At 61.6% G+C, this 22,146-nt stretch carries 9 protein-coding genes; 7 read left to right on the top strand and 2 right to left on the bottom strand.

The window, feature by feature from the left end; translation table 11 throughout:
• Positions 1-124 precede the first annotated feature (124 nt).
• Positions 125-12,652, bottom strand: a complete 12,528-nt coding sequence (locus tag ML401_RS08040) for a VCBS domain-containing protein (protein ID WP_285811268.1) — start codon at positions 12,650-12,652, stop codon at positions 125-127.
• A 990-nt stretch (positions 12,653-13,642) separates the two neighbouring features.
• Here ML401_RS08040 and ML401_RS08035 point away from each other — a divergent pair.
• The 7 genes from ML401_RS08035 (at position 13,643) to ML401_RS08005 (ending at position 20,813) form a co-directional block, all read left to right on the top strand.
• A complete protein-coding gene (locus ML401_RS08035) occupies positions 13,643-14,743 on the top strand; it encodes a helix-turn-helix transcriptional regulator (RefSeq protein WP_285811266.1) in 1,101 nt (366 codons plus the stop codon).
• A gap of 1,090 nt (positions 14,744-15,833) precedes the next feature.
• Entirely contained in the window at positions 15,834-16,334 is a 501-nt protein-coding gene (locus ML401_RS08030; protein WP_285811265.1) for a hypothetical protein, read from the top strand.
• 233 nt (positions 16,335-16,567) lie between these two features.
• A complete protein-coding gene (locus tag ML401_RS08025; protein ID WP_285811263.1) occupies positions 16,568-17,980 on the top strand; it encodes a DNA methyltransferase in 1,413 nt (470 codons plus the stop codon).
• Positions 17,980-18,246 carry a hypothetical protein gene (locus ML401_RS08020; protein WP_285811261.1) on the top strand — a complete coding sequence of 89 codons (267 nt, stop codon included), beginning with the start codon at positions 17,980-17,982 and terminating at the stop codon, positions 18,244-18,246. The genes ML401_RS08025 and ML401_RS08020 overlap by 1 nt, the downstream gene beginning before the upstream one ends.
• Before the next feature lie 14 nt (positions 18,247-18,260).
• Positions 18,261-18,719: a DUF5681 domain-containing protein gene (locus ML401_RS08015; RefSeq protein WP_376717347.1), complete on the top strand. Its 459-nt coding sequence runs from the start codon at positions 18,261-18,263 to the stop codon at positions 18,717-18,719.
• The gene (locus ML401_RS08010; protein ID WP_285811259.1) at positions 18,716-20,074 is read left to right on the top strand and encodes a hypothetical protein; all 1,359 of its coding nucleotides are present in this window, start codon (positions 18,716-18,718) and stop codon (positions 20,072-20,074) included. The genes ML401_RS08015 and ML401_RS08010 overlap by 4 nt, the downstream gene beginning before the upstream one ends.
• Before the next feature lie 286 nt (positions 20,075-20,360).
• Entirely contained in the window at positions 20,361-20,813 is a 453-nt protein-coding gene (locus tag ML401_RS08005; protein WP_285811257.1) for a hypothetical protein, read from the top strand.
• A gap of 447 nt (positions 20,814-21,260) precedes the next feature.
• Here ML401_RS08005 and ML401_RS08000 read toward each other — a convergent pair whose 3' ends face one another.
• A complete protein-coding gene (locus ML401_RS08000; protein ID WP_285811255.1) occupies positions 21,261-22,121 on the bottom strand; it encodes an HlyD family efflux transporter periplasmic adaptor subunit in 861 nt (286 codons plus the stop codon).
• Positions 22,122-22,146 lie beyond the last annotated feature (25 nt).

Raw genomic sequence — 22,146 nt, 5'->3', positions numbered from 1 at the left:
GCGGTTTTGTTTGAGAGAGGCGATCCGCCGCGGGCCCTCGAGAACACCCACGCGTTTGGGCTCCAGGGCTGGAAGCGCCGGCCCCGGAGCCAGATGGACCGGGGCCCTCCAAGGTCGATGGCCGCTAGCTGACCAAGAAGTTCCCATTGTGCAGCGTGCCGCTGGCATTCTGCAGGTTCACGTCCATGTCACTCGTTCCATCGCCATCGATATCGATCTGGAGATAGTCGTTACCCGGCCCGAAGTTCTGCAAATGGGCCGAAGCCTGGTTTCCGCCGAGCAGGGCCGGCCCGTCCACATACTCGATGTGACCGCCGGCGACGCTGATGCCCGAGAACGTAAAGCTGTCATTGCCCGCGTCGAAATTGTGGATGGTGTCGGCAGCACCGGCGGCGGAGTCTGCAGTGCTGACGAAGCGGAAGTTGTCATGGCCCGCGCTGGCGTAGATCTCGTCCGCACCTGCGCCGGCCGTAACCGTCGTGTTGCCCGACGTGTTGCCGATCGTGATCCGGTCGAAATTCGCGGCGGCATTGACGGTTTCGACATTGGTCACGGTGATGTCGTAGACATTCGCGTTGAAGTTCAGAGTGTCGTTGCCGTCGCCGAGATCGATCACGTTCGCCGGGCTGCCCTGCAGCGTCAGAACGTCATCCGACGAACTGCCGTTGAGCAGGTTCACGTTCCACAGATTGTCGAACGAATTGCTGCCCTCGGCGAGATTGAGGACGTTGGCCGTCCCTTCTCCGAGATTGACCGTCACGCCGGACACGGTGTTCAGCAGCGTGACCATATCGTCCGACGGATGGAGATTGCCGGTAAAGTCGCTGCCGTTGAGGTTCTCGACGCCATTGATGCTGAGCGAATTAACGCCGTTGGCGAGGGACACCCAATCGGTTCCGCCGCCCATATCGATGGCGATGCCGTTGACGTTGTTGGTCAGGCTGACCGAATTGTCGCCTGCATTGCCGGTGATGTGCTCGATGCCCATCGCGGCGAAGGACGCGAAGTTTCCGTTGAAGGCGACCGTATCATCGCCATCGCCGAGGTCGATCGCGACGCCGTTGGCCGCGCCGATCGCACCGGTAACGGTCAGGATGTCGTCACCCGCCATGCCGTTCACGTGGTTGACATCATAGATGTTCACGAACGAATTGGCGCCGGCAGCGAGGTTCATCGTGTTGTCGCCGTTGCCGAGGCTAATGTTCAGGCCCGTGACCGTCGTCGACAGCGTGAGCACGTCGTTGACGCCGGGCGTCGCTCCGAAATCCGTTCCCGCGATTCCGTCGACGCCGATCAGGCTGAGCGTATTTGCCCCGCCCGCGAGATTGAGCTGATCATTGCCGCCGCCGAGGTCGACGACCAGGCCGTTGGCATTCATCGTGAGGTTGACGAACTCGTCGTTGCCGGTGCCGACGAGGTTTTCGACTCCCGCGAGATTGAGCGTGTAACCGTTACCAAAGGTGCCGTTGAGCAGGACGGTGTCTGCCGTCCCCGCTCCCAGATTGAGCTGGTGCCCGAAGATGTTGGCTCCGACGCGAAGATAATCGTCTCCGGCCGTTCCGATCACGGGCGCCGAGTTGGAGAATTGCTGCGCCGAAAGATCGATCGGACTCCCCGATGTGCCCGAGGACAGCAGCACGATGCCGTCGCTGAACTGCAGCACTTCGACATTGGTCAAGGTATCCGTGCCGTCGCGGCCCGCAACTGTATCTTGAACCTGGATGGTTCCCGCCATGGTGACGTTGTACTGCGATTGCGCACCCGAGAAGATCACCATGTCGGTGCCGGCGCCGCCGTCGATCACATCGTCGCCGCCCTGGCCGGTGATGCCGTCGTTTCCGCCACCCGCGTTGATGGTGTCGCCACCGCCGCCGCCGAAGAAGAACTCGTTATTTGAGCCACCGACCAGCGTGTCGGCCTGGTTCGAGCCCTGCACGCTGTTGACGCCGCCCGTGATGACGTCGGCGCCAGCCGCACCGCTCACAATTCCGGTCGACAGGTCGACGGAAACGCCGCCGCCGGCCTGAGAATACGAGACCCGCGTGTTGCCGTTACCGGTGATGGTGTCGTTGCCGAGGAGGCCCTCGAACAGGTTGAAGGTGCCGAACGATCCGGCCGTCGTCACGCCGGTAAAGCCTGTGGCGTTGTAGGTGTCGTCGAGGTTGCTACCGGTCGCGCTGTTGACGCCGACATAGCTGTCGGTGCCGATCGAGCCGCCGCCGGTCGCCGTCCCCGCCTGCAGGTTGATGGTCACGGCATCGACCGCGCTGGAATAGATGATGCGGGTGTTGCCGTTGCCGGTGATCGTATCGTTGCCAGCCAGACCTTCGAACTGGTTGAAATTGCCGTTGTTGCCGACGTTGTTGCTTGCGCCGTTCTGGAAGCCGACGGCGCCGAAGTTGGTGGCCGTGAAGACGTCGTTGAACGTGGTGCCCTGGGCACCTTCGATGCCGCGGAACGTATCATTGCCGATCGAGGCGTCACCGGTCGCGGTGCCCGCCGTGAAGTCGATGGTCACCGGTCCGGTGGAGAAGTAGATGTTGTTGTAGCTGATGACGTCGAAGCCGCCGCGGCCGTCGATGAAGTCGTCGCCGGCAAGGCCGGTGAACGTCTCCGTCGCCGTTGTGATGTTGCTGCCGCGGATGGTGTCATTGTACATCGAGGCCATCACGGCGTTGACGCCGCTGAACGTATCGTTGCCCGTGGATGCATCACCGCTCGCCGTTCCCGTGCCGGGCGTCGCGCCGGTTTGCAGGTCGACGACAACGGCCCCGGTCGCGTTCGTGAAAGAAACACGCGTGTTGCCGTTGCCGGTGATGCTGTCGTTGCCTCCCATGCCGACGAATTCGTTGAAGGTGCCGTTGGAACCGGCATTCTGGCTGATAGCGCTGAAGCCCGCAGCGTTGAAGACGTCCGCAGCGTTCGAGCCGCGCACCGATTCGACCGATCGGAGCGTGTCGGTGCCGACCGTCGTGGCATCGCCCGTCACGATTCCCGAGGCCAGCTGGACGTTGATCCCGCCCACGGCGGCCGGGTCGAGCGCGTAGTCTGCCCGATCGAAGCCAGTCCGACCGTCGATGAAGTCGTCGCCGGCGCGGCCTTCGAAGATTTCCACGGTCCCTGGCGCATTGCCGCTGCCGAGCAGCTGGTCGGCAAATCCAGAACCGACGACACCGCCAAAGCCAGAGCCGACCAAGCTATCGGTTCCGACCGAACTATCTCCGGTCGCCGAATGGGCCGCCAGATCGACGATCACGCTGCCCGTTGCGCTGGCGTAAGAGATGCGCGTCAGCAGCGCACCCAGGCTGTTCGTTCCTCCGGTGATGCTGTCGTTCCCTCCGCGGCCTTCGAACTCGTTGAAGCCCACATTGGTGCCGGCAATACCGGTATCGCCCGCAAAGCCGGTCGCGTTGAACGTGTCGGCGTAATCGCTGCCGACGATGCCCTCGATGCCCACAAGCGTGTCCGTTCCAGCCCCTGGACCCGTCACGGAGCCTGCCGCGAGATTTGCGGTGATGCCTCCCGTTGCCGCGACATAGTCGGCGCGGTCGAAGCCGAGGCCGCCATCGAGAAGATCATTGCCGTCGAGGCCCTTCAGGCGGTCGTTGCCGGCAAGGCCGCTCAAGCTGTCGGCGTAGGCGGTGCCGACCAGCGTATTTCCGCCGGCGTCGCCGGTGAGATGCACGCCCTGGCCGAGGATGAAGTCGGCAGCCGTGAGGTTCGACAGCGTCACGTTCAGCAGCGTGAGGGTGTCGCCATTGCCGAAGTCGATGACTGTGTTCGGTCCCTGCTGTGTGGCGAGCGCCTGAATGTCCGCGAGGGTCGAGATACCGGGCACCCCCGTGAGGTCGATCTTGTCGGCGTCCGCCTGCAGGAAGTCGCCGATGACATCGGCGCCGCCACCGGTGGTATAGACAAAGGTGTCCGCACCAATGCCGCCGTTCAGGGCGTCGTTGCCGGCACCGCCGCTGAGCAGGTCGCTGCCGCCGTTGCCGAACAGCTGATCGTTGCCGCTGGAGCCGGTGATCGTGTCGTTGAAGTTCGAGCCGGAAACGTTGGTCACCCCTCCCACGATGGTGTCGTGACCCACCGAAGCGTCACCGTCCGCGGTCCCGTTCGCGAGGTTGACGATCACGCCGGCCGTCGCATTCGCGAAAAGAATCTGCGTGCTGCCGTTGCCGGTGATGGTGTCGTTACCACCCTGGCCCTGGAAGGAATTGAAGCCGATGAAGCCGGCCGCGTCGTAAGTGTCGGCGAAATTGCTGCCATAGACGCTGTTGACGCCTACGAAGGAGTCATGCCCGACCGACACGTCACCCGTGACCGAGCCGGCATTCAAGCCGACCGTGACGCCGCCGGTGGCGTTCGTGTAGAGCAGGCGTGTGCTGCCGTTACCGGCGATCTGATCGTCACCGCCCAGGCCCTCGAACTGGTTGAAGCCACCGTTGTTGCCGATATTGAGCGCACCGGCCTGTCCGTAGCCTGTCGCCACATAGCTGTCGGCATAGCTGGTGCCCTGAATGCCCTCGATCGAGCGCAGCGTGTCGGTGCCGATCGAGGCATCGCCGGTCGCCGTGCCCGCCGCCATGTCGATGGTGACGCCACCCGTGACCGTGCTGAGGCTGTTGTAAATCGCGGTGTCGAAGCCGCCGCGGCCATCGATGTAGTCGTCGCCGCCAAGACCCGTGAAGTTGTTGTTGAAGCTGCTGCCGAGCAGGGTGTCGGAGAAGGTCGAGCCCTGCACCGCATTGACACCGGTGAAGGTATCTGTGCCCTCGGTCGCGCCGACCGCACTGCCGGCAACGGTGAGCGCCGTGGTGCTTCCCACGACGCTGGTCTCGAGGTCGACGCTGACGCTCGAGGCCGCGATCTGGTAGTTCAGGCGGGTGGAGCCGTTGCCGATGATGGTGTCGTTGCCGCCGGCCCCGGCGAAGTCGTTGAAGGCGCCGGAAGAGCCGACATTGGTTGCCCCGGCCAGACCGAATCCGATCGCATCGAACGTGTCGTCAAAATTGGTGCCGCGGGCGGCCTCGACGTTGCGGATCGTGTCGGTGCCGACGGTCGCATCGCCGTTCACGGTGCCCGCGGCGAGGTGAACATAGATGCCTGATGTGGTCGTCGTATCGGAGTTATAGGTGACCTGGTCGTAGCCGCCGCGGCCGTCGATATAGTCGTCGCCGCCGCGACCCTCATAGGTCTCGTAGGTGAAGGCGGCATTGTCGCTGCCGTAGAACGTGTCGTTGGAGGCCGAGCCCCAGACCGTCGAGACGTTGGAGAAGGTGTCGTGACCGACGGAGGCATCGCCATCCGCGGTGCCTGCCCCGATATCGACACTGATCGCGCTGGTTGCGCTCAGATAGGACAGCCGGGTTACCGCCTGCCCCAGGTCGTTGAGATCGCCGACGACGACGTCATCACCGCCGCGCCCTTCGAACTCGCTCTGGCCGGCGGCGACGCCCGGCAGGCCGGTCGAGCCGGTGAACCCGGCAGCGTTGAACGTGTCGGCATAGTTGCTGCCGAGGATACCCTCGACATTCGTCAGCGCGTCGGTTCCAACACCCGGGCCGGTCACCGAGCCGGCCGCAAGATTGGCGGTAATGCCTCCCGCCGCATCGCCGTAATCGGCGCGATCGAAGCCTTGGCCACCGTCGAGCAGGTCGTTGCCGCCGAGGCCTTGCAGGACGTCGTTGCCGGCGAGGCCGCTCAAATTGTCGGCATAGACCGTGCCGACCAGCGTGTTCGCATTGGCATCGCCGATCAAGTGAACGCCAGGCGCGAAGATGAAATCCGCAGCCGTGAGGTTCGCCAGATTGACGTTCTGCAGCGTCAGACTATCGCCATTGCCGAAATTGATGAACGTGTTCAATCCCTGCTGCGAGGCGATCGCCTGAACGTCGGCGAGGTTGTAGATGCCAGCGCCCGAAAGGTCGATCTTGTCGGCTTGCCCATGCGAGAAGTCGCCGATGAAATCGGCACCGCCGCCGCTCACATACACGAAGGTGTCCGCGCCGCCGTTGCCCAGGAAATTGTCGGCGCCGATCCCCCCTTTCAGCGTGTCGTTGAAGCCCGATCCGGAAACGCCGTTCACGCCGCCAGTGATGGTGTCATGCCCGACCGAGGCATCGCCACTGACAGTGCCGCTGGCGAGATCGACGACAACGCCACCGGTGGCGTTGGCGAACAGCAGCTGCGTGCTGCCGTTGCCGGTGATGAGATCGTTGCCGGCGAGACCCTGGAACGAATTGAAGCCGACAAAGCCTGATGCGTCGTAAGTGTCGGCGAAATTGCTGCCATAGACGCTGTTGACGCCCGTGAAAGTGTCATGCCCGATGGACAGGTCTCCGATTGCTGCACCGGCATTCAGGCTGACGGCGACACCGCTGGTGGCATTGGTGAAGAGGAGCCGTGTGTTGCCGTTGCCGGTGATCTGATCATCGCCGCCCTGACCTTCGAACTGGTTGAAGCTGCCATTGTTGCCGACGTTGGCTGCGCCAGCCAAACCGAAGCCGGTCGCGTCATAGATGTCGGCAAAGATCGTGCCCTGGACGCCTTCGATCGATCGCAGCGTATCCGTTCCTGTAGAAGCATCGCCCGTGACGGTACCGCTCGTCATGTTGACGTTCACGCCACCCGTGACGAAAGTCAGGTTGCTGTATTGAGCGGTATCAAATCCGCCTCCGCCGTCGATCGTATCGTTGCCGGCGAGACCCATGAAGTTTTCATTGGCGCCGCTTCCGGTGATGACGTCGTCGAACTGCGATCCCATCACCGCATTGACGCCGGTGAAATGGTCGGTGCCGACCTGCGCGACGTCGCCCGCCGCCGTGCCATGAGCGGTGCCTGTCGAGATATCAACCGTCACGCCGTCGAGCGCCTGCGTATACTGAAGACGGGTGTTGCCATTTCCGGTAATGACATCGTCGCCGCCCATGCCTTCGAAATTATTGAAGGTGCCGTACGAGCCGGCATTGGCGCTGGAGCCGTTAAATCCGGTGGCGCTGTAAGTATCGGCGAACTTGGTGCCGCGCACCGCTTCAACCGAACGCAACGTGTCGGTGCCGACCGAGGCGTCGCCCGTGACCGTGCCGGCGGCGAGATTGACCGAGAGGCCGGATGTCGTCGTCAGGTCGTTGTTGTAAGTCGCGAAATCGTAGCCGCCGCGGCCGTCGATCAGATCGTCGCCGCCGCGACCGTCGTATTGCTCATAGGTTCCGTTGGGATTGTCGCTGCCGAGCAAGATGTCGGCATAGACGGAGCCGACGATGGCGTTGACCGCATTGAACGTGTCGTGCCCGACCGAGGCATCGCCATCAGCGGTCCCTGCTGCGATATCGACGGTCACGGCCGCCGTGGCGCTGACATACGACACGCGTCCGAGAATCTCGCCGGATGCATTGATCGAGCCGGTGATGACGTCGTCACCGCCCCTGCCCTCGAACTCGGCGAGGCCTACCGCTGCACCGGGAATGCCGCTGTCGCCGATGAATCCGGCCGCGTTGAACGTGTCTGCAAAATTGCTGCCGACAGCGCCCTCGATGTTGACGAGCGTATCCGTGCCGACCCCCGGTCCCGAGGCGGTGCCAGCCGCGAGGTTGACGGCGATGCCGCCGGTCGCGTCAGTATAGATGGCGCGGTCGAAGCCTGAGCCGCCATCGAGGAGATCGCTGCCGCCGAGGCCCTGGAGGCGGTCGTTGCCGCCGAGACCGCTGATGGTTTCGGCATTGGCGGTGCCGACGAGGTCGTTCGCGTTGCCGTCGCCGACAATCGGCGCGGCCGGCGTGCCGAACAGGAAGTCGCTCGCCGTCAGGCTGCTCAGATTGACGTTCTGAAGCGTGAGGCCGTCACCCGAGCTGAACGTGATGACCGTGTTGGGACCGCTCTGAACTGCATGTGATTGCAGATCGGCAAGGCTGAAGATGCCGTAGACGCCGGTCAGATCGATCTTGTCCTGGCCATGGACGAAGTCCTGGACGAAATCGAAGCCGCCGCCGGTCGCGTAGACGAAGATGTCCGCGCCGGCGCCGCCGCTGAGGAAGTCGTTGCCGGCACGGCCGTCCAGGGTGTCATTGCCGTTGCTGCCGGAGAGACTGTCGTTGCTGCCGCTGCCGATAATGGTGTCGTTGAAGTTGGACCCGAGGACGTTGAACACGCCTCCGGTGATGGTGTCATGGCCGACCGAGCCGTCGCCGTCGATCGTACCTGCAGCGAGGTTGACGCTCACACCGCCGGTCGCGTTGCTAAACTGGATCTGCGTATTGCCGTTGCCGGAGATGACGTCGTTGCCGCCGTTGCCCTGGAATGAATTGAAGTTCGCGTTGGGGCCGGTGAACCCCGTCGCGTCGTAAACGTCGGCAAAATTGCCGCCGAGCGCGCTGTTGACACCCGTGAAGGTGTCCTGACCGGTCGAGCCGTCGCCGGTCGCGGTGCCGCCCGCGAGGTTGATGGTCACCCCGCCGGTCGCATTGGCGAAGATGAGGCGCGTGTTGCCGTTACCGGTGATGACGTCGTCCCCACCGAGGCCTTCGAACTGGTTGAAGGTTCCGTTGTTGCCGGTATTGGCGCCGGTCACGCCGTAACCGGTCGCATCGTAGGTATCGTTGAAGTTGGTGCCCTGAATGCCCTCGATCGACCGAAGTGTATCCGTGCCGTTCGACGCATCTCCAGTGACGATGCCGGCCGCCATATCGACGGTGATGCTTCCCGTGATGAAGAAGATGTTGTTGTAGGACGAGACGTCGAAGCCACCACGGCCGTCAATGTAATCGTTGCCCGCAAGGCCGGTGAACGTGTCGTTGGTCGCACCGCCCAGCAGCGTGTCGTCGAACATCGATGCCTGGACGGCGTTGACGCCGGTGAATTGGTCGGTGCCGACGGATGAATCGCCAGTGGCAATGCCGGTGATGAGGTCGACCTGGACCCCGGCGGTCGCGTTGTTGAACCCGAGCCGCGTGAAGCCGTTGCCGGTGATGGTGTCGTCACCGCCATTGCCGGTGAACTCGTTGAACGTCCCGTTGGACCCGGCATTGGCGCTGCCGGAGCCGAAACCTGTGGCATTGTAGGTATCGGCGAAGTTGGTGCCGCGGACCGCCTCGATCCCGCGCAACGTATCCGTCCCGACGGTCGAATCGCCGGTCACCGATCCGGTGGCGAGATTGACCGTAATTCCCGTCGTGGTGTTCGGATCGACGTTGTAGTCCACGCGGTCATAGCCGCCGCGGCCGTCGATGTAGTCGTTGCCCGCAAGGCCCGCGTAGACCTCAGCGGTGAACATCGGATTGTTGCTGCCCAGAATCGTGTCGTTGTAGGCCGAACCCCAGGCGCCGTTGAAGCCGGACCCGACCAGGGTGTCGTGGCCCACCGACGCATCACCTTGCGCATAACCGGCGGCAAGATCCACCGTCACCGCCCCGGTGGCGCTGACATAGGAGACGCGCGTCAGCTCCGCGCCCTGGCTGTTGGTGTTGCTGATGATGGTGTCGTCGCCGCCTTTGCCTTCGAACTCGTTGTAGCCGACGGGGCTACCCGGGACATGGGCGTCGCCGGTGAAGCCGGCTCCGTTGAACGTATCGTCAAAATTGCTGCCGATGGCTGCTTCGATGTTGACGAGTGTGTCTGTCCCCACGCCTGCGCCGGACGCCGTTCCCGCCGCGAGATCGATCGTGACGCCGCCGGTTGCGTCGGTATAGACGGCGCGGTCGAAGCCTGGGCCGCCGTCGAGAATATCGTCACGCGAGCCGCCGCTGAGATAGTCCCTGCCGGCGCCGCCAAAGAGGATGTCGTTTCCGTCACCGCCGTTGAGACGATCGTTTCCGTCCTGCCCGTCGATCAGATCGTTGCCGATTCCGCCCGAAAGGACGTCGTCGCCGAGCGAGCCGAACACGGCGTTCCCGACCGGGGTCAGCACGGCATTCGAAACCTCCGTGTCGAGATTGTCGACAAAGCGGTCCGTCAGCAGATCGATGGAACCTTGATCCGAAAAATTGGTCGCAGCCAGTTGGTCGGTGGCAGTGCCTTGGGCGACCTGGCCGGCTTGCGCCAGCTCGGTCACGTTGGTGGCCGACTGAATGCTGTCGTTCGCGGCAGCAACGACCTCCACAACCGTCGCGGCGGCGGCCGCACTGACGCCGGCCGACGAGACGACGCTCTCCACCGTTTCCTGCGAGCTGAGATTGAAGGGCAGCGGATTGTCCGGATCGGCCTGAGCGGTCGCAACGGCGTCCGCGATCGCGGCGATCACCGCGTCCGGCGCGACCCCGACAGCCGCGATCTGCGCCACCGTGCTCTGGACCTGGATGGCCGCCGCAAGCACCGCGGTCGCTGTCGCATCGCCCCCCACCGCGGCGGGCACCGGGTCGTACGACAGCAAGTCAATGGGGTTTTGGGGATCGGCGGCGAGATCGACGTTGAACGCGGCCGCAATGGCATTGATGGCCTGGTCCACCGTCAGCGGGTGCTCGTCATTTGCCGTGCTGTCGACCAGTGCGACGATCAACGTCGTGAGCGGCGTGATGACGGTGGACCCTTCCGGCGCCCTCAGCACGCCGGCGACCTGCAATCCCGTCGAAATGTCGACACCGCCGATACTCACGAGCGGACCGGACCCGCCCGCCAGCGTAAAGCTGCCGTCAGCCCGCGTCGTCGTGAACGCCTCGCCCGCGTCGAGTATTCCATTGTTGTTGGCGTCGGCAAACACGGTTGCGCCGCCGATATAGCCGTCGATATCCAGCGCGTTGATCTCGTTGGCACCGGGTGTCACGCTCAGCGAGAGCTCGGCCGAGCTCACCGCCTGATGAACGCCGTCATCGGAGATGGCGGTGACGTGCAGGGTGAACGGATCGGGGCTGCCGACGGCATGGCTCGGGATCAGGACGACGCTCTGAATCGAATCGCCGGTCAACAGCCAGGTGCCGTCGCCGAGCGCTGCGCCGTTCTGGACCGCAAAGCTCGACGGCACACCCTCGATCTTCAGCGACAAGGTGCTGCTTTGGTCGATCTTGGCCGCCGCGATATTCAGCGTGATGTTGCCGTCCGCAGCGCCCGATGAGTCCTGAACGTTCAGAACCGGCGCGTCCTGCGCGCCGTGGATGTCGAAGCTGATGTTCTTGGTCGTGCCGTCGACGGAGGTGACCGTGAAAGTCTCCGTCTTCACCTCGCCCGCGCCGAGATACTGAATCGCAGCGTTGTCGACCGAATAGGTGTAGTGGCCATCGGCCTGCAGTGTCACGGTGCCGAGGTTGTCTTGCGCCGTGATCGTGCCGGCCTGGAACGCTGCCTGGTTCTGGTCGACATCGCTGATGAACAGCTGCCCCGACGCCGTGAGCGTGCCGTCCTCGGTAACGTCGTGCTGCGCGGGGCCGCCGATCACGGCGGCGTCATTGGTGCCCGTGATGTTCACCACGATGTCGTGGGTGGCCGTACCGTCCACCGAAGCGACCGTCAGGGTGTCAGTGACGTGCTGTCCTGCAGCCAGCGGATCCGACTTCGCGGGATCGAGCGTATAGGTCCAGGCCCCGGTCGCGGCATTGAACGTGAAGGTGCCATAGGTGCCGGCGAGCGAGGCCGGGACCGCGAAATGGGCTTGGCCGCTGTCAACATCGTTCACCGCAAGCTGGCCCGACGCGTTGGGATCGCCGGCACCGCTCCCGGCCTCGGTCACTGACGTATCCTGGCTCCCCGATACTGTGATCGTGGCCGCGTCGTTGCTGCCCGTGATGGCCACCGTGAGCGTCGACGAGCCCGTTCCACCGTGATTGTCGGCATTCGTGTAAGTGAACTGCTCCATCGCCTGCTGGCCCGCAGCGAGCGCTTGCACGGCGGCGCTGGAATTGTTCAGCGTGTAGGTGTAGGCGCCGGTCGCCTTGGTGACCACCAGCGTTCCATAGGTACCGGCGACGGTGATCGTGGTGCCGTTGTCCGCGCCTCCCGCCACGGCCGAGACGGTGTGGCTATCACCAGCATCGGTGTCCGTGTCGTTTGCGAGCAGATTGCCGCTAGCAACCGTCGTCACGTCCTCCTTGACGGAGGCCGTATCCGCGACTGCGACCGGCGCATGATTGGTCGGGCCTTCGATGACGATTTCGACCTTTTCGATCGAGGCGACGGCGAGGTCGAAGCTCCTGAACGCGTAATCCGCGCTGCCATAGCGCGCAATGAGGGCCTGGATGGCCGCAAGATCGGACCTGAACGAAGCCGAGTTCGCCATCGCTTGCGTGACAACGAGGCGGAGCGTGTCCTGGCCCTTGCCGCCATCGTAGATGTCGACAGAGCCCACGTTTTCCGACACGCGGTAGATCAGGATGTCGTTGCCATTGCCGCCGCTGATGATGTCGGTGCCGGCGCCCCCGTCGATGATATCGTCGCCGTTGTCGCCGGAGATCAGATCGTTGCCCGCCCCACCGAGCAGCGTATCGTTGCCGTTGCCGCCGAAAATGATGTCGTTACCGGTGCCGCCATCCACGGTGTCGTTGCCATTTCCGGCGTCGACGATGTCGTTGCCTGCACCGGCATTGATGTTGTCATTGCCGTTGCCGCCCTGAACGAGATCATTCCCTGCCCCGGCGCCGACGGTATCGTCGCCGTTCTTCGCATTGATGATATCGGTCGAGCTGGTGCCGGCGATCTGATCGTTTGCATTGGTGCCGTTAATGATCATGGCAATTCATCTTTCTCGATATGGCAACAGGCATTGTTCGCGAGCGCGCGGAAGCGGCGTCGCGTTGTGCGGATGAAGAGAAATTCAATCGTCGAAAGCAGAACGCGATATGGACCAGACGCATGACGTCGTGCGGTCGCTCATGGTGAGCCCCCTCCCGTAACCTTTTTGATTTTTCAGGTTCGCCGTCAGCCCAACGGCGTGAGTTTGAAATGACGTGGTCTTGTTATCGTTTGACGCTTCGCCCCGTTGCTCGGCGTCGCCTGAATTCTCGAAATGCAATTTCCGAACGTCGAAAATGCTTTTCTGATAATTGCAAATTGTTTCCACTGTTGCGCGACTGCGTCAAGACAGCACAGCTGCTAACCTTAAGCAGGGTGTGGACTGAACACCGCAGCCGGGCCAGCGCGTCACCGCCATGGGACGTCTCGCCCGATTTCAGCAAACAGGGGGATCGAAGCTTTGCGGGACTACAGCACAATAAGGGCTGGAACGAAGCGATCGGCCCTCTCGCGCGGGCCGACGCGAAGAGATCGCCCAAAGTGCTGAGCAAATGAGCTACCACCGCTGATAGCGCCGGGATGCGACGCGCGCCCGAACCCTCTGCATTGCCTGCGACATTCTGCCGCACCCTGATCTCGCCGCGGAGCGACACTGCAGGCGGAGAACATACACTGAAATCCATCTGGCTCGAGCAGAGCGACGTCATCTCAATTCCCGGGACGAAGACCTATTCCTCCTGCATGGAATACCCCCGAACGTCTTGACGCATGACCCGAATGGGTCATCCCGGTCCTGGTGACGGCGCATCCGCGGACATTATCCGTTAGACTTTGGTCGAGCGTCCTTTTCAGGAAAAACCGGCAAAGGGGCTTGCGTCGAACCGCGTCCTCACGAAGCATGGCGGGGGGTGTCTGCACGGAATGTGGCAAGAAAGGATGCGCGCCGGCTCGCAGCCGAAGGCCTGGAGCTCAGCGGAGGGGACCGCTCGTGAAAACCAATGGAATCGACAATGAGGAGCTGTCGAAGGTCCTCAATCGACTTGGCGAGGCTGCCGTAAATCCGGAAGCCTGGCGCGGCATCATGGACGACATCTGCAAGGCGGTCGGGGCGTCGGCGGCCCTGCTTCTTCAGAGCGACATCAGAACCCCGGACGTTCCACGCACCGAATCGATCGACGAGGGGACCAAGTTCTATTTCAGGAATAACTGGCATCTGAGGGACCCCCGCGCCAGGGCGTTTCCGCGCATGATGGCGGGCGAGGTCGTGACCGACCTCGACGTGATGACGCCTGAGCAGATTCGCGCCGACCCCATGTACAATGAGGTGCTGTTTCCCTTCGGATACCGGTGGTTCGCCGGCATCGGCTTCTGGGCCGACAGCGCGGCGTGGGCATTGACGCTGCAACGAACCGGCCGCGAAGGCACATTCGAGGCGCGCGACAAGCAACTGCTGGCCCAATTGGCACCGCGCCTGACCGAGACCGCCACGCTCGCGACGGCGGTTGGACGAGCCGCGCTGACCTCGATGACCGACGTCCTGGACCGGGTTCGACAACCCGCCTTGGTCCTCAATCGGGAAGGTATGGTCCTGCGCACGAACCAGATGGCCGATCGCGGCTTCGACGACGAGATCCGCATCAGGGGGCGGCGTCTCGTTCTCCGCGACAAGCATGCAATGACGCGATTCGATCAGCTGGTCAGTATGATCCGATCGACGCCGGATGCCGCCGCCATCCCCGCCTCGCCGATCCTTGTCCGCCGGACGACCAAGCCACCGGTCGTGTTGCGGCTCCTGCCGGTGGACGGCGCGGCGCGCTCCGTTTTCCTCGGAGCGCGCGCCCTGCTCATCCTGTCCAATCTCTCCCCGCGCCCTGCGCCGGACCCGGCGCTGATCGGCCAGGCCTTCGATCTCACCCCGGCGGAATCCCGACTGGCTGCCCTGCTCGCGACCGGCACATCGATCGCCGACGCCGCCGACCATCTGCGCATCTCGCGCGAAACCGCCCGCAACCACCTGAAGTCGATCTTCTCGAAAACAGGTATCCACCGCCAGTCGGAGCTGGTCACGCTGGTTTCGCAGTTGGGGTGACATCCGGCTTGTGTCCATCGGCGCCCCAAATTTCCTCCGAGCACGAAGCAGCGTTTCAGCGCCTTATGCGCGCGCCCCTCACTTCCGGCTCCGAGTCGCCACGGACACGTTCATCAGCAAGAGAAACAACGCGCTTGTCGCCTGATATCTCGCCACCACGCGTTTCCTCGCTCGTCCTCGCATGATGGCCTTTCCGTCGCGTGAGCCAATACGCCACGCCCAGCCCCGTGACAGCTTGCGCATCTCGAGCTCGAAGAACGAGAACTCGTCGAAGCCCACTAGACGGTCTCCCAGCCAACTTGACATCATTTCACGACTTGACGATCTGCCGGCACCCCTTTGTCCCCGACCAGCCGCAAAGAACGTGCGAAGCATTGGACGGTCACGACAAGCGATAGGCCAAAGCCGGCTGGGCGCGCCTCCCCCAAATGGGCTAGGCCGGGAAAATTAGTGGGCGGGTCACCGTACCGTCGTGCCGTCCTCCCCATAAATCGGCGGAGGAGCCTGCGGTTAACGGATGCGTCTTTTGGATGTTAGTCGGCCTGAGATCTATGGATCGGCGCTTCGTCCGATCGAAGAATCGCAGCTAAGAAAACGCAGGCACGTCTATTTCTATCGATTGATCAATCTCTTGCCACCTGCAGGGCTCCCCATTCAAACAGTATAACGCCGCTTGAGAACAGTGATCCTGCCCTGACCAAACAGGGGCGCGCGGGAGACAGAACAGGGAAGCGGGATCACGACGAAGGCCGTCGCGGGCTATGAATCGAACGAAGGGATTTCCCCCCTTCATAGAACTCGTGGAAGTAACCTGCGGAGTGAAAGGTAACTAGCTGAGGGCGGCTCAGGGGTCATGAGTTCCGCGGTGCTCCTTTCAAAGATCAAATTATTGGATAACGAATTCCACGGAGGTGGAACTCGGCCGGAACATCTTGCGCTCTGGAATAGCATGTAGCGAAATCAATCCTGGCAGAGCCCGAAAGCTTCAGCTCAGCGGACGGGCAGCGCTCAACGCACGCCGCATCGTGCTCACCGCAAATCGGCAAGCTCAGCCGGCGGTGCCGCAACCGGGGGATCAAGGACCGTAAATATGCTCAGGACTGAATATATCGGTGATCTCGTCTTGTTCTCGAACGAGCCGGTTTCCGCACAAGTGGCTCGAGCGCTGTTTGGAGAGGATTATCCGCGGTGGTACGAGAAGTATATCGACGAGCTTCTGTACGATGTTGCCTATTTCGATGCTACGGATAAGCGAGCGCCAGCCCTCCGGCGGGAGCAACAAAAATCGGATCGGGGCCTCAGAATCCGAGATGGGAAGCGGTTCTGCGCTCTCACTGTCGCGGTGCTGCTCTACCATCACCGACACTCTGAGGAGCCGCAGCGAGGGGACCGAAAGCTTTTAGCCTGTGCGGCCGTTCGGCTTTATGATCTTGTTGTAAGCCTCGATCGCCGAAGTTGGGGCCGCGCAAACCGGTGGAAAGGCTTTGCCGAGTACATCGACGAGGTCAGATCCGGCAGGTTTGATCTGGCAGTTCGAGAGACCCTGCAGTACCGCCTAGACCTCTTAACTCAGGTTCAAGAAGCCGCTTAGCTCCACTACTCATTTGAGCTTTCAGGCAAGTTTTCGAGAGAGCTAGGTTGCCGCCGTAGCCCTATCGGTGGCGGCTGAGTCGGTTCACGTCAAGCCCGATCCGGCCTGTTTGGGGATCAAAGGCGCGCGTTATCCACTAAGGTTAAGTTTTCGCGGTTGGGCGAATAACCTGACTTTGGGTCCGGCGTAGGTGAGAGCAAAGTCGCTGTCACAACACGCGTCGGAGCACAAAAATGAACGGCGAAGAGAACGCAAGAGTGGGAGTTGCACGCGGATTTGCGGTGGTTGCCCCATCCAGCCTCATGCCCTCACCCGAAAATCCCCGTAAACACCCGCGAAAGCAGATACAGGCAATTGCACGGAGCATCGAAGCATTTGGCTTTGCGACCCCGATTCTTGTGGATCGGCATAACGTCGTCATCGCCGGCCATGGTCGCCTCGAAGCCGCTAAGCTGCTCGATCTTTCTGAGGTACCAATTATTCGCCTCGAACATCTTACGCCTGCACAGGTCACCGCTTTTCGGATTGCCGACAACCGATTGGTCGATTGCTCCGATTGGGATGAGGCGACGCTGGCAAAGCAACTGAAGGAACTGTCCGAGCTCGTGCTGGACTTCGACGTGACCGCGGTGGGCTTTTCAATTGCGGAGGTCGATATCCGAATCCAATCCTTGGACGATCCCGACAACATCGACTTAGCCGACGAGCACTGGCCCGCACCGAGACCACCGGTCGCCGGGTCCGGCGACCTCTGGCATCTCGGAGATCATCGGCTCTACTGCGGAGACGCGCTGGCCCGAGGCACCTACGACACTTTGCTTGGCGATCAGCTGCCCTCAGCGGTTTTCACGGATCCGCCGTACAATCTCAGGATCATTGGGATGGTCAGCGGCAATGGGCGAACAGCACACCGTGAATTCGCAATGGCTACCGGTGAAATGTCCCAGGGTGAATACATCGACTTTTTAGCTAAATCCCTACATGCACTATGCGCGCGAACAAGACCAGGCGCGGTCATCTATGTCTGCATGGATTGGCGCCACATCGAGCACCTGCTGTCGGTTGCCCGAGAAAACCAACTCGAGCTTCTGAACATTTGCGTGTGGGCGAAGAGCAACGGCGGACTCGGCTCATTTTACCGCTCGCAGCACGAGTTAATCGGTGTCTTCAAGAATGGGGCGGCCCCCCACCAGAATAACGTTGAGCTCGGCCGATTTGGACGCAATCGTACTAACGTCTGGAACTATGCGGGAGCGAGCTCGTTTCCGCGGAAGAACGCAAAGCGACTGCTCCACCTCCATCCTACCGTCAAACCGATTCGAATGGTTGCGGACGCGATATTGGACTGCACGAAGCCGAACGAAATTATACTGGACCCTTTCGCCGGTAGCGGAACGACCATCCTTGCGGCAGAACGAACGAGGCGTCGCGGCTTCTGCATCGAACTTGATCCGCTCTACGTCGATATAGCAATTCAACGCTGGGAGCACCTCACAGGTCAGGAAGCGCGTCACGCGCTTGGCAGCACTTATTCTGAGCTTGCAAAGCAGCGCGGCAGCCAATCCGGCATCGGCGGCACGAGTCAGCACGCGATGGTCGAGGCAGAAGACGTAACACTTGCCGCCTCCACAGCCGGGCGCCTGTGATGACAAGCTCGCATTCCTCGAATCTTGCTGATTACATTTACGATCTGCTCGCCAAGCGCATCACCATCGAAGTCGATGGCCGACGAACCATCATGTCGACAATCGAGGTCATTCTATTGAAGCTCTATCAGAAGGAGCTGGCCGGAGATCAGAAAGCCCTAGATGTTCGCCTGAGATTTGAAGGGCTGGCGCAGCTTCGAGCCAAGCCGAGCATCGAGCTCGTCTTTGTCGATGAAACCTCGCGCGGCACAACAGCGGATCATTAAGGCGCAGCCGCGAAATGACGCAAGATCACAAAGTTGGTAAGGGCCGTCCTCCCAAGCACTCCCAGTTCAAAAAGGGCGTGTCGGGCAATCCTAACGGACGCCCAAAGCGAGCTCCTTTCTCAGTGGCTCAGGCCATTCTGAACGTCTTGGACGGCCCCGCCAAGTATAAGGAGGGAGGCAAAGTCAGAATCGCGAGCCGGCGCGAACTCAGCGCTCGTAACTATGTCCGTCGAGCCCTTGCAGGCGATATCGGCAGTGCGGCCATATTACTGAAGTTGTTGGCGCATGCTGAACGGTTTGGCCACATGGGGGCCAGAAAGATCATCGTCAGAAATTGGTTGCCCGATTATGAGGGACAAACGGCTGCTCAGAAAACTAGAGAGTTTGCGGCGAACCGAGAGCGAAAGCCCCCAAAGCCCGGACTCGAGCGCAAGCAATCCCATGAACCGCAAGAAGAGCTCCCGCTTCCATGAACCGCGCTCTCGCAACCCAGCTCGAGGTTTCATTCCAGCCGCTTCATAATGGCCAAGCCAAGGCTTACTGGGCGCTGCACGGGAAGCGTTTCAAGGCACTGAGATGTGGTCGCCGCTTTGGCAAAACGGCACTGGCAAAGACCTGGATTGGGCAGGCGCTCGTGCAGGGTGGGGAATGCGCCTGGTTTGCGCCCCAGCACCGGACCTGGTCAGAGGTATACAGCGAGTTTGCTGATGAGCTGGCTCCCATCGTTGACACTGGATCGAAAGGCGCAGGCGTGCTCCGTATGAAAACCGGGGGCAGACTGGATTTTTGGACTTTGGAGAACGGTATCGCGGGCCGGGGGCGACGCTATCGCCGGATCGTCATAGACGAGGCCGCATTCGCCAAGAATGGGAGCAACACAACGCCCGGGTCGGCGATGGATATTTGGGAGAAAGCAATCAAGCCCACTCTTTATGATTACGAGGGAGAGGCGCTCGTTTGCTCCAATTCGGCCGGGAGAGATTCCGATAACTTCTTTTACAATATCTGCACGGAGCCGCGATACGGCTTTGCCGAATTTCAGGCGACGACGATGGACAACCCTGTGCTTCCCCTGGAGCGCCCCGGTGAAAGCCATGCCGCATGGCGAGCCCGGCGTGCACAATTGATTGAATCCCTCCGTACCGACAACGACCCGCTGGTGTATCAGCAGGAGTATCTTGCCGAATTTGTAGATTGGTCGGGTGTCGCATTCTTTTCGCGAGATCGTCTGCTCGATAACGGCCAGCCCGCTTCGGTACCTTTCCATTGCGACAGCGTCTTTGCGGTCATCGACACTGCCTCGAAAACCGGATCCGAACATGACGCAACCGCGGTGACATATTTCGCACTCGATACGACGGCAAAGTCTCCACTCACCATTCTGGACTGGGATATCACGCAGATCGAAGGGGCGCTGCTGGAAACATGGTTACCGAACGTATTCAAGCGTCTCGAAGACCTAGCGAAGGCGTGTCAGGCGAGGGCGGGCACAATCGGGGCGTTTATAGAGGATAAAAATTCTGGGACCATTCTGCTGCAGCAGGCACTCCGCCGCGGCTGGGCGGCACATTCGATCGAGAGCAAGCTTACTGCGCTCGGTAAAGATGAGCGGGCAATCTCGGTCTCGGGATACGTTTACCAAGGGAAGGTCAAGTACTCCGAACAAGCATTTAGTAAGACTGCGGTTTACAAGCAGCGGTCAAGAAATCACCTACTTGATCAGGTCGAACGATTTAGGATCGGCTCAAAGAACGACCAAGAAGACGATTTGCTCGACACTTTTTGCTATGGCATCGCGGTCGCACTCGGTGACCAGAACGGGTATTGAACAGGGTCACCAAGACAGACCCAAGGCTCCGGCAAACCGCCCGCCGCTCCGTTCAGCGAGCAGCTTTGCTCCGTAGAACTCCTGCATGTCTCTCAGAATTGCAATCGCTTAATGGTTCCGTACCCTAACACCTTATTGGTCGAAGCGGAAAAAAGCGATTAGGCTCAGTAAGCGCTTTTGCTTTGCCCGAGCTGAGCGCTGGTACTGATTCAAACCAACCGCCGCTTCGCCACACCGCTCGATGGGGCCTCAAAGCCGGTCACATTGAAGTTGATCTCCACATCGTATGTTGGGAGAATCCTGTTTCTGGACCAATTTTGTCTGTCGCCGCATCGTAATGTGCCCGGCGGTCAATGGAAAGGCGCTCAAGTCTGCTGAATTCGTCCGCCTCATCGCGTTGTTGTCGCAAGGCGACGCAAGGGCATTCGCCAACATGCTATCGCCGAGAAGCTCCGCAAGCCGCAATCTTCGTCCAAAATATGAGGGCGGTGGCAAACGCCGATCGGATGTTATCGCTATCGCGAAAGCTCTAGAGGCCGATCCGTTGAAGCTGTTTCGGCGCTTTTTGCGCGAGAAGGCACAAAGACGAACTGCATGCATCCAGCGTAGACCACGGGTCATTCCGGTCTGCGTCGTAATTGCGGCCATCGGCGGCTGCACTTCGCTGGGTCTTGCAGCCAGTCCTCCGAGGCCCGCGACCTCCTTCATTGCTGGCGCCTATGCGATGGAAGAATGCTGAGCTTTGCACGCTTGCGCCGAGATGGCGCTCCGCTCAACCCGTACGCCGGTCATGCGTAGCAATGTGGCGCCCTGGTTTCTAATGCTGAACAAGGGTGTCATCTCACCGCTTTCAAGCTAGCTGATGCGATCGCATTGTTTCGCGCCGGCCCGTTCAGCATTTGCGCCGTCGTACCGATCCCATCTGCTGCCTCTCGCGGTCTGAAGCTCCAGACGCCGAACAGTCCTCGCCCGAACCCGATCTGCAGCATTACGCCAGCAGCGAGCGCTAGAAGGGCGAGTCCAGCAATTGCGGCGAAGGCTCTCTTCATCCGATCACCGGCAAAGTGGATGGCTTTGCCGATCGCCGGCCAGCAAGGCTTGCTCAGGCACAATTAATCCATCGACCCGAAGCATATCGGTCATCTCTCCCTCAAGCTCTCCTGCCGATACCGAAGCAACGGCGACATCACGATTCGATGATCCTTCGCTGGCCGGACTTGTCTCCACGGTGACCGCCATGCCGGGCGCGAGGTTTCACCATCTTGTCCTCGACCTGCATCTTCCCGCCGTCGAGCGACACGCGTGCGGCGTAGAGCAGTTCCTGGCCGGCGGGCTCGCTCGATTCGGCGAGTGCGCCGCCCTGCTTCAGAGCGCCCGGCCCGCCCGGCAGCTTGTCTTTGATGATCGCATCGCGCGACACGCTGATGACATTACCGTGCAATAGGCCGTAGCGGGTGAAATTGAGCGTATCGATCTTGATCTCGGCGTCCTGGCCGTGCTCGACGAAGCCGATGTCGCGGTTGGAGATCATCGCCTCGACTTCGATGCTGGAGCCGCGCGGCACGATCATCATCAGCTGCTGCGCCGGGGAGACCACGCCGCAGACCGTGTGGATGGCGAGCTGCTGCTCCGTGCCGTCAATCGGTGCGCGCAAGATCTGCTCGTCGGTCTTCCGTTGCGCCTTGATGGCGGCCTGGCGGAACTCGTCGGTCTTCTCTGGGCGTCGGAGAGATCGCTCAGCACCTGCCGCTCGAAGCCAGACCTGGTCTGGGCAAGCTGCTGCTCCAGCGCGCGGCGTGCGGCCTCGATCTCGACCCGCTTGCGCTCTTGCACGATGCGCTCGTTCTGCTGGTCGATCAGGCGGGTCTGGGCGTCGATCCAGGCGATGCGATTGCCGTACTGGCTTGCGCTCGGCCTGGGCCACGGTGCGGTCGAGCTCGACCAGCACCTGGCCGGCGGCGACCCTGTCGCCGTCGTGGACGTGGATCGCCGAAATGATGCCGGTCTCCAGCGGCTGGATCGTTCTAGTGCGGCCGGTCGGCACCACCTTGACGCAACCGTAGCAGCCGCTC

It is taken from the genome of Bradyrhizobium sp. 62B (genome assembly GCF_030272265.2).
Lineage (GTDB): Bacteria > Pseudomonadota > Alphaproteobacteria > Rhizobiales > Xanthobacteraceae > Bradyrhizobium.
This window is presented reverse-complemented; position numbering and strand designations above follow the sequence as displayed.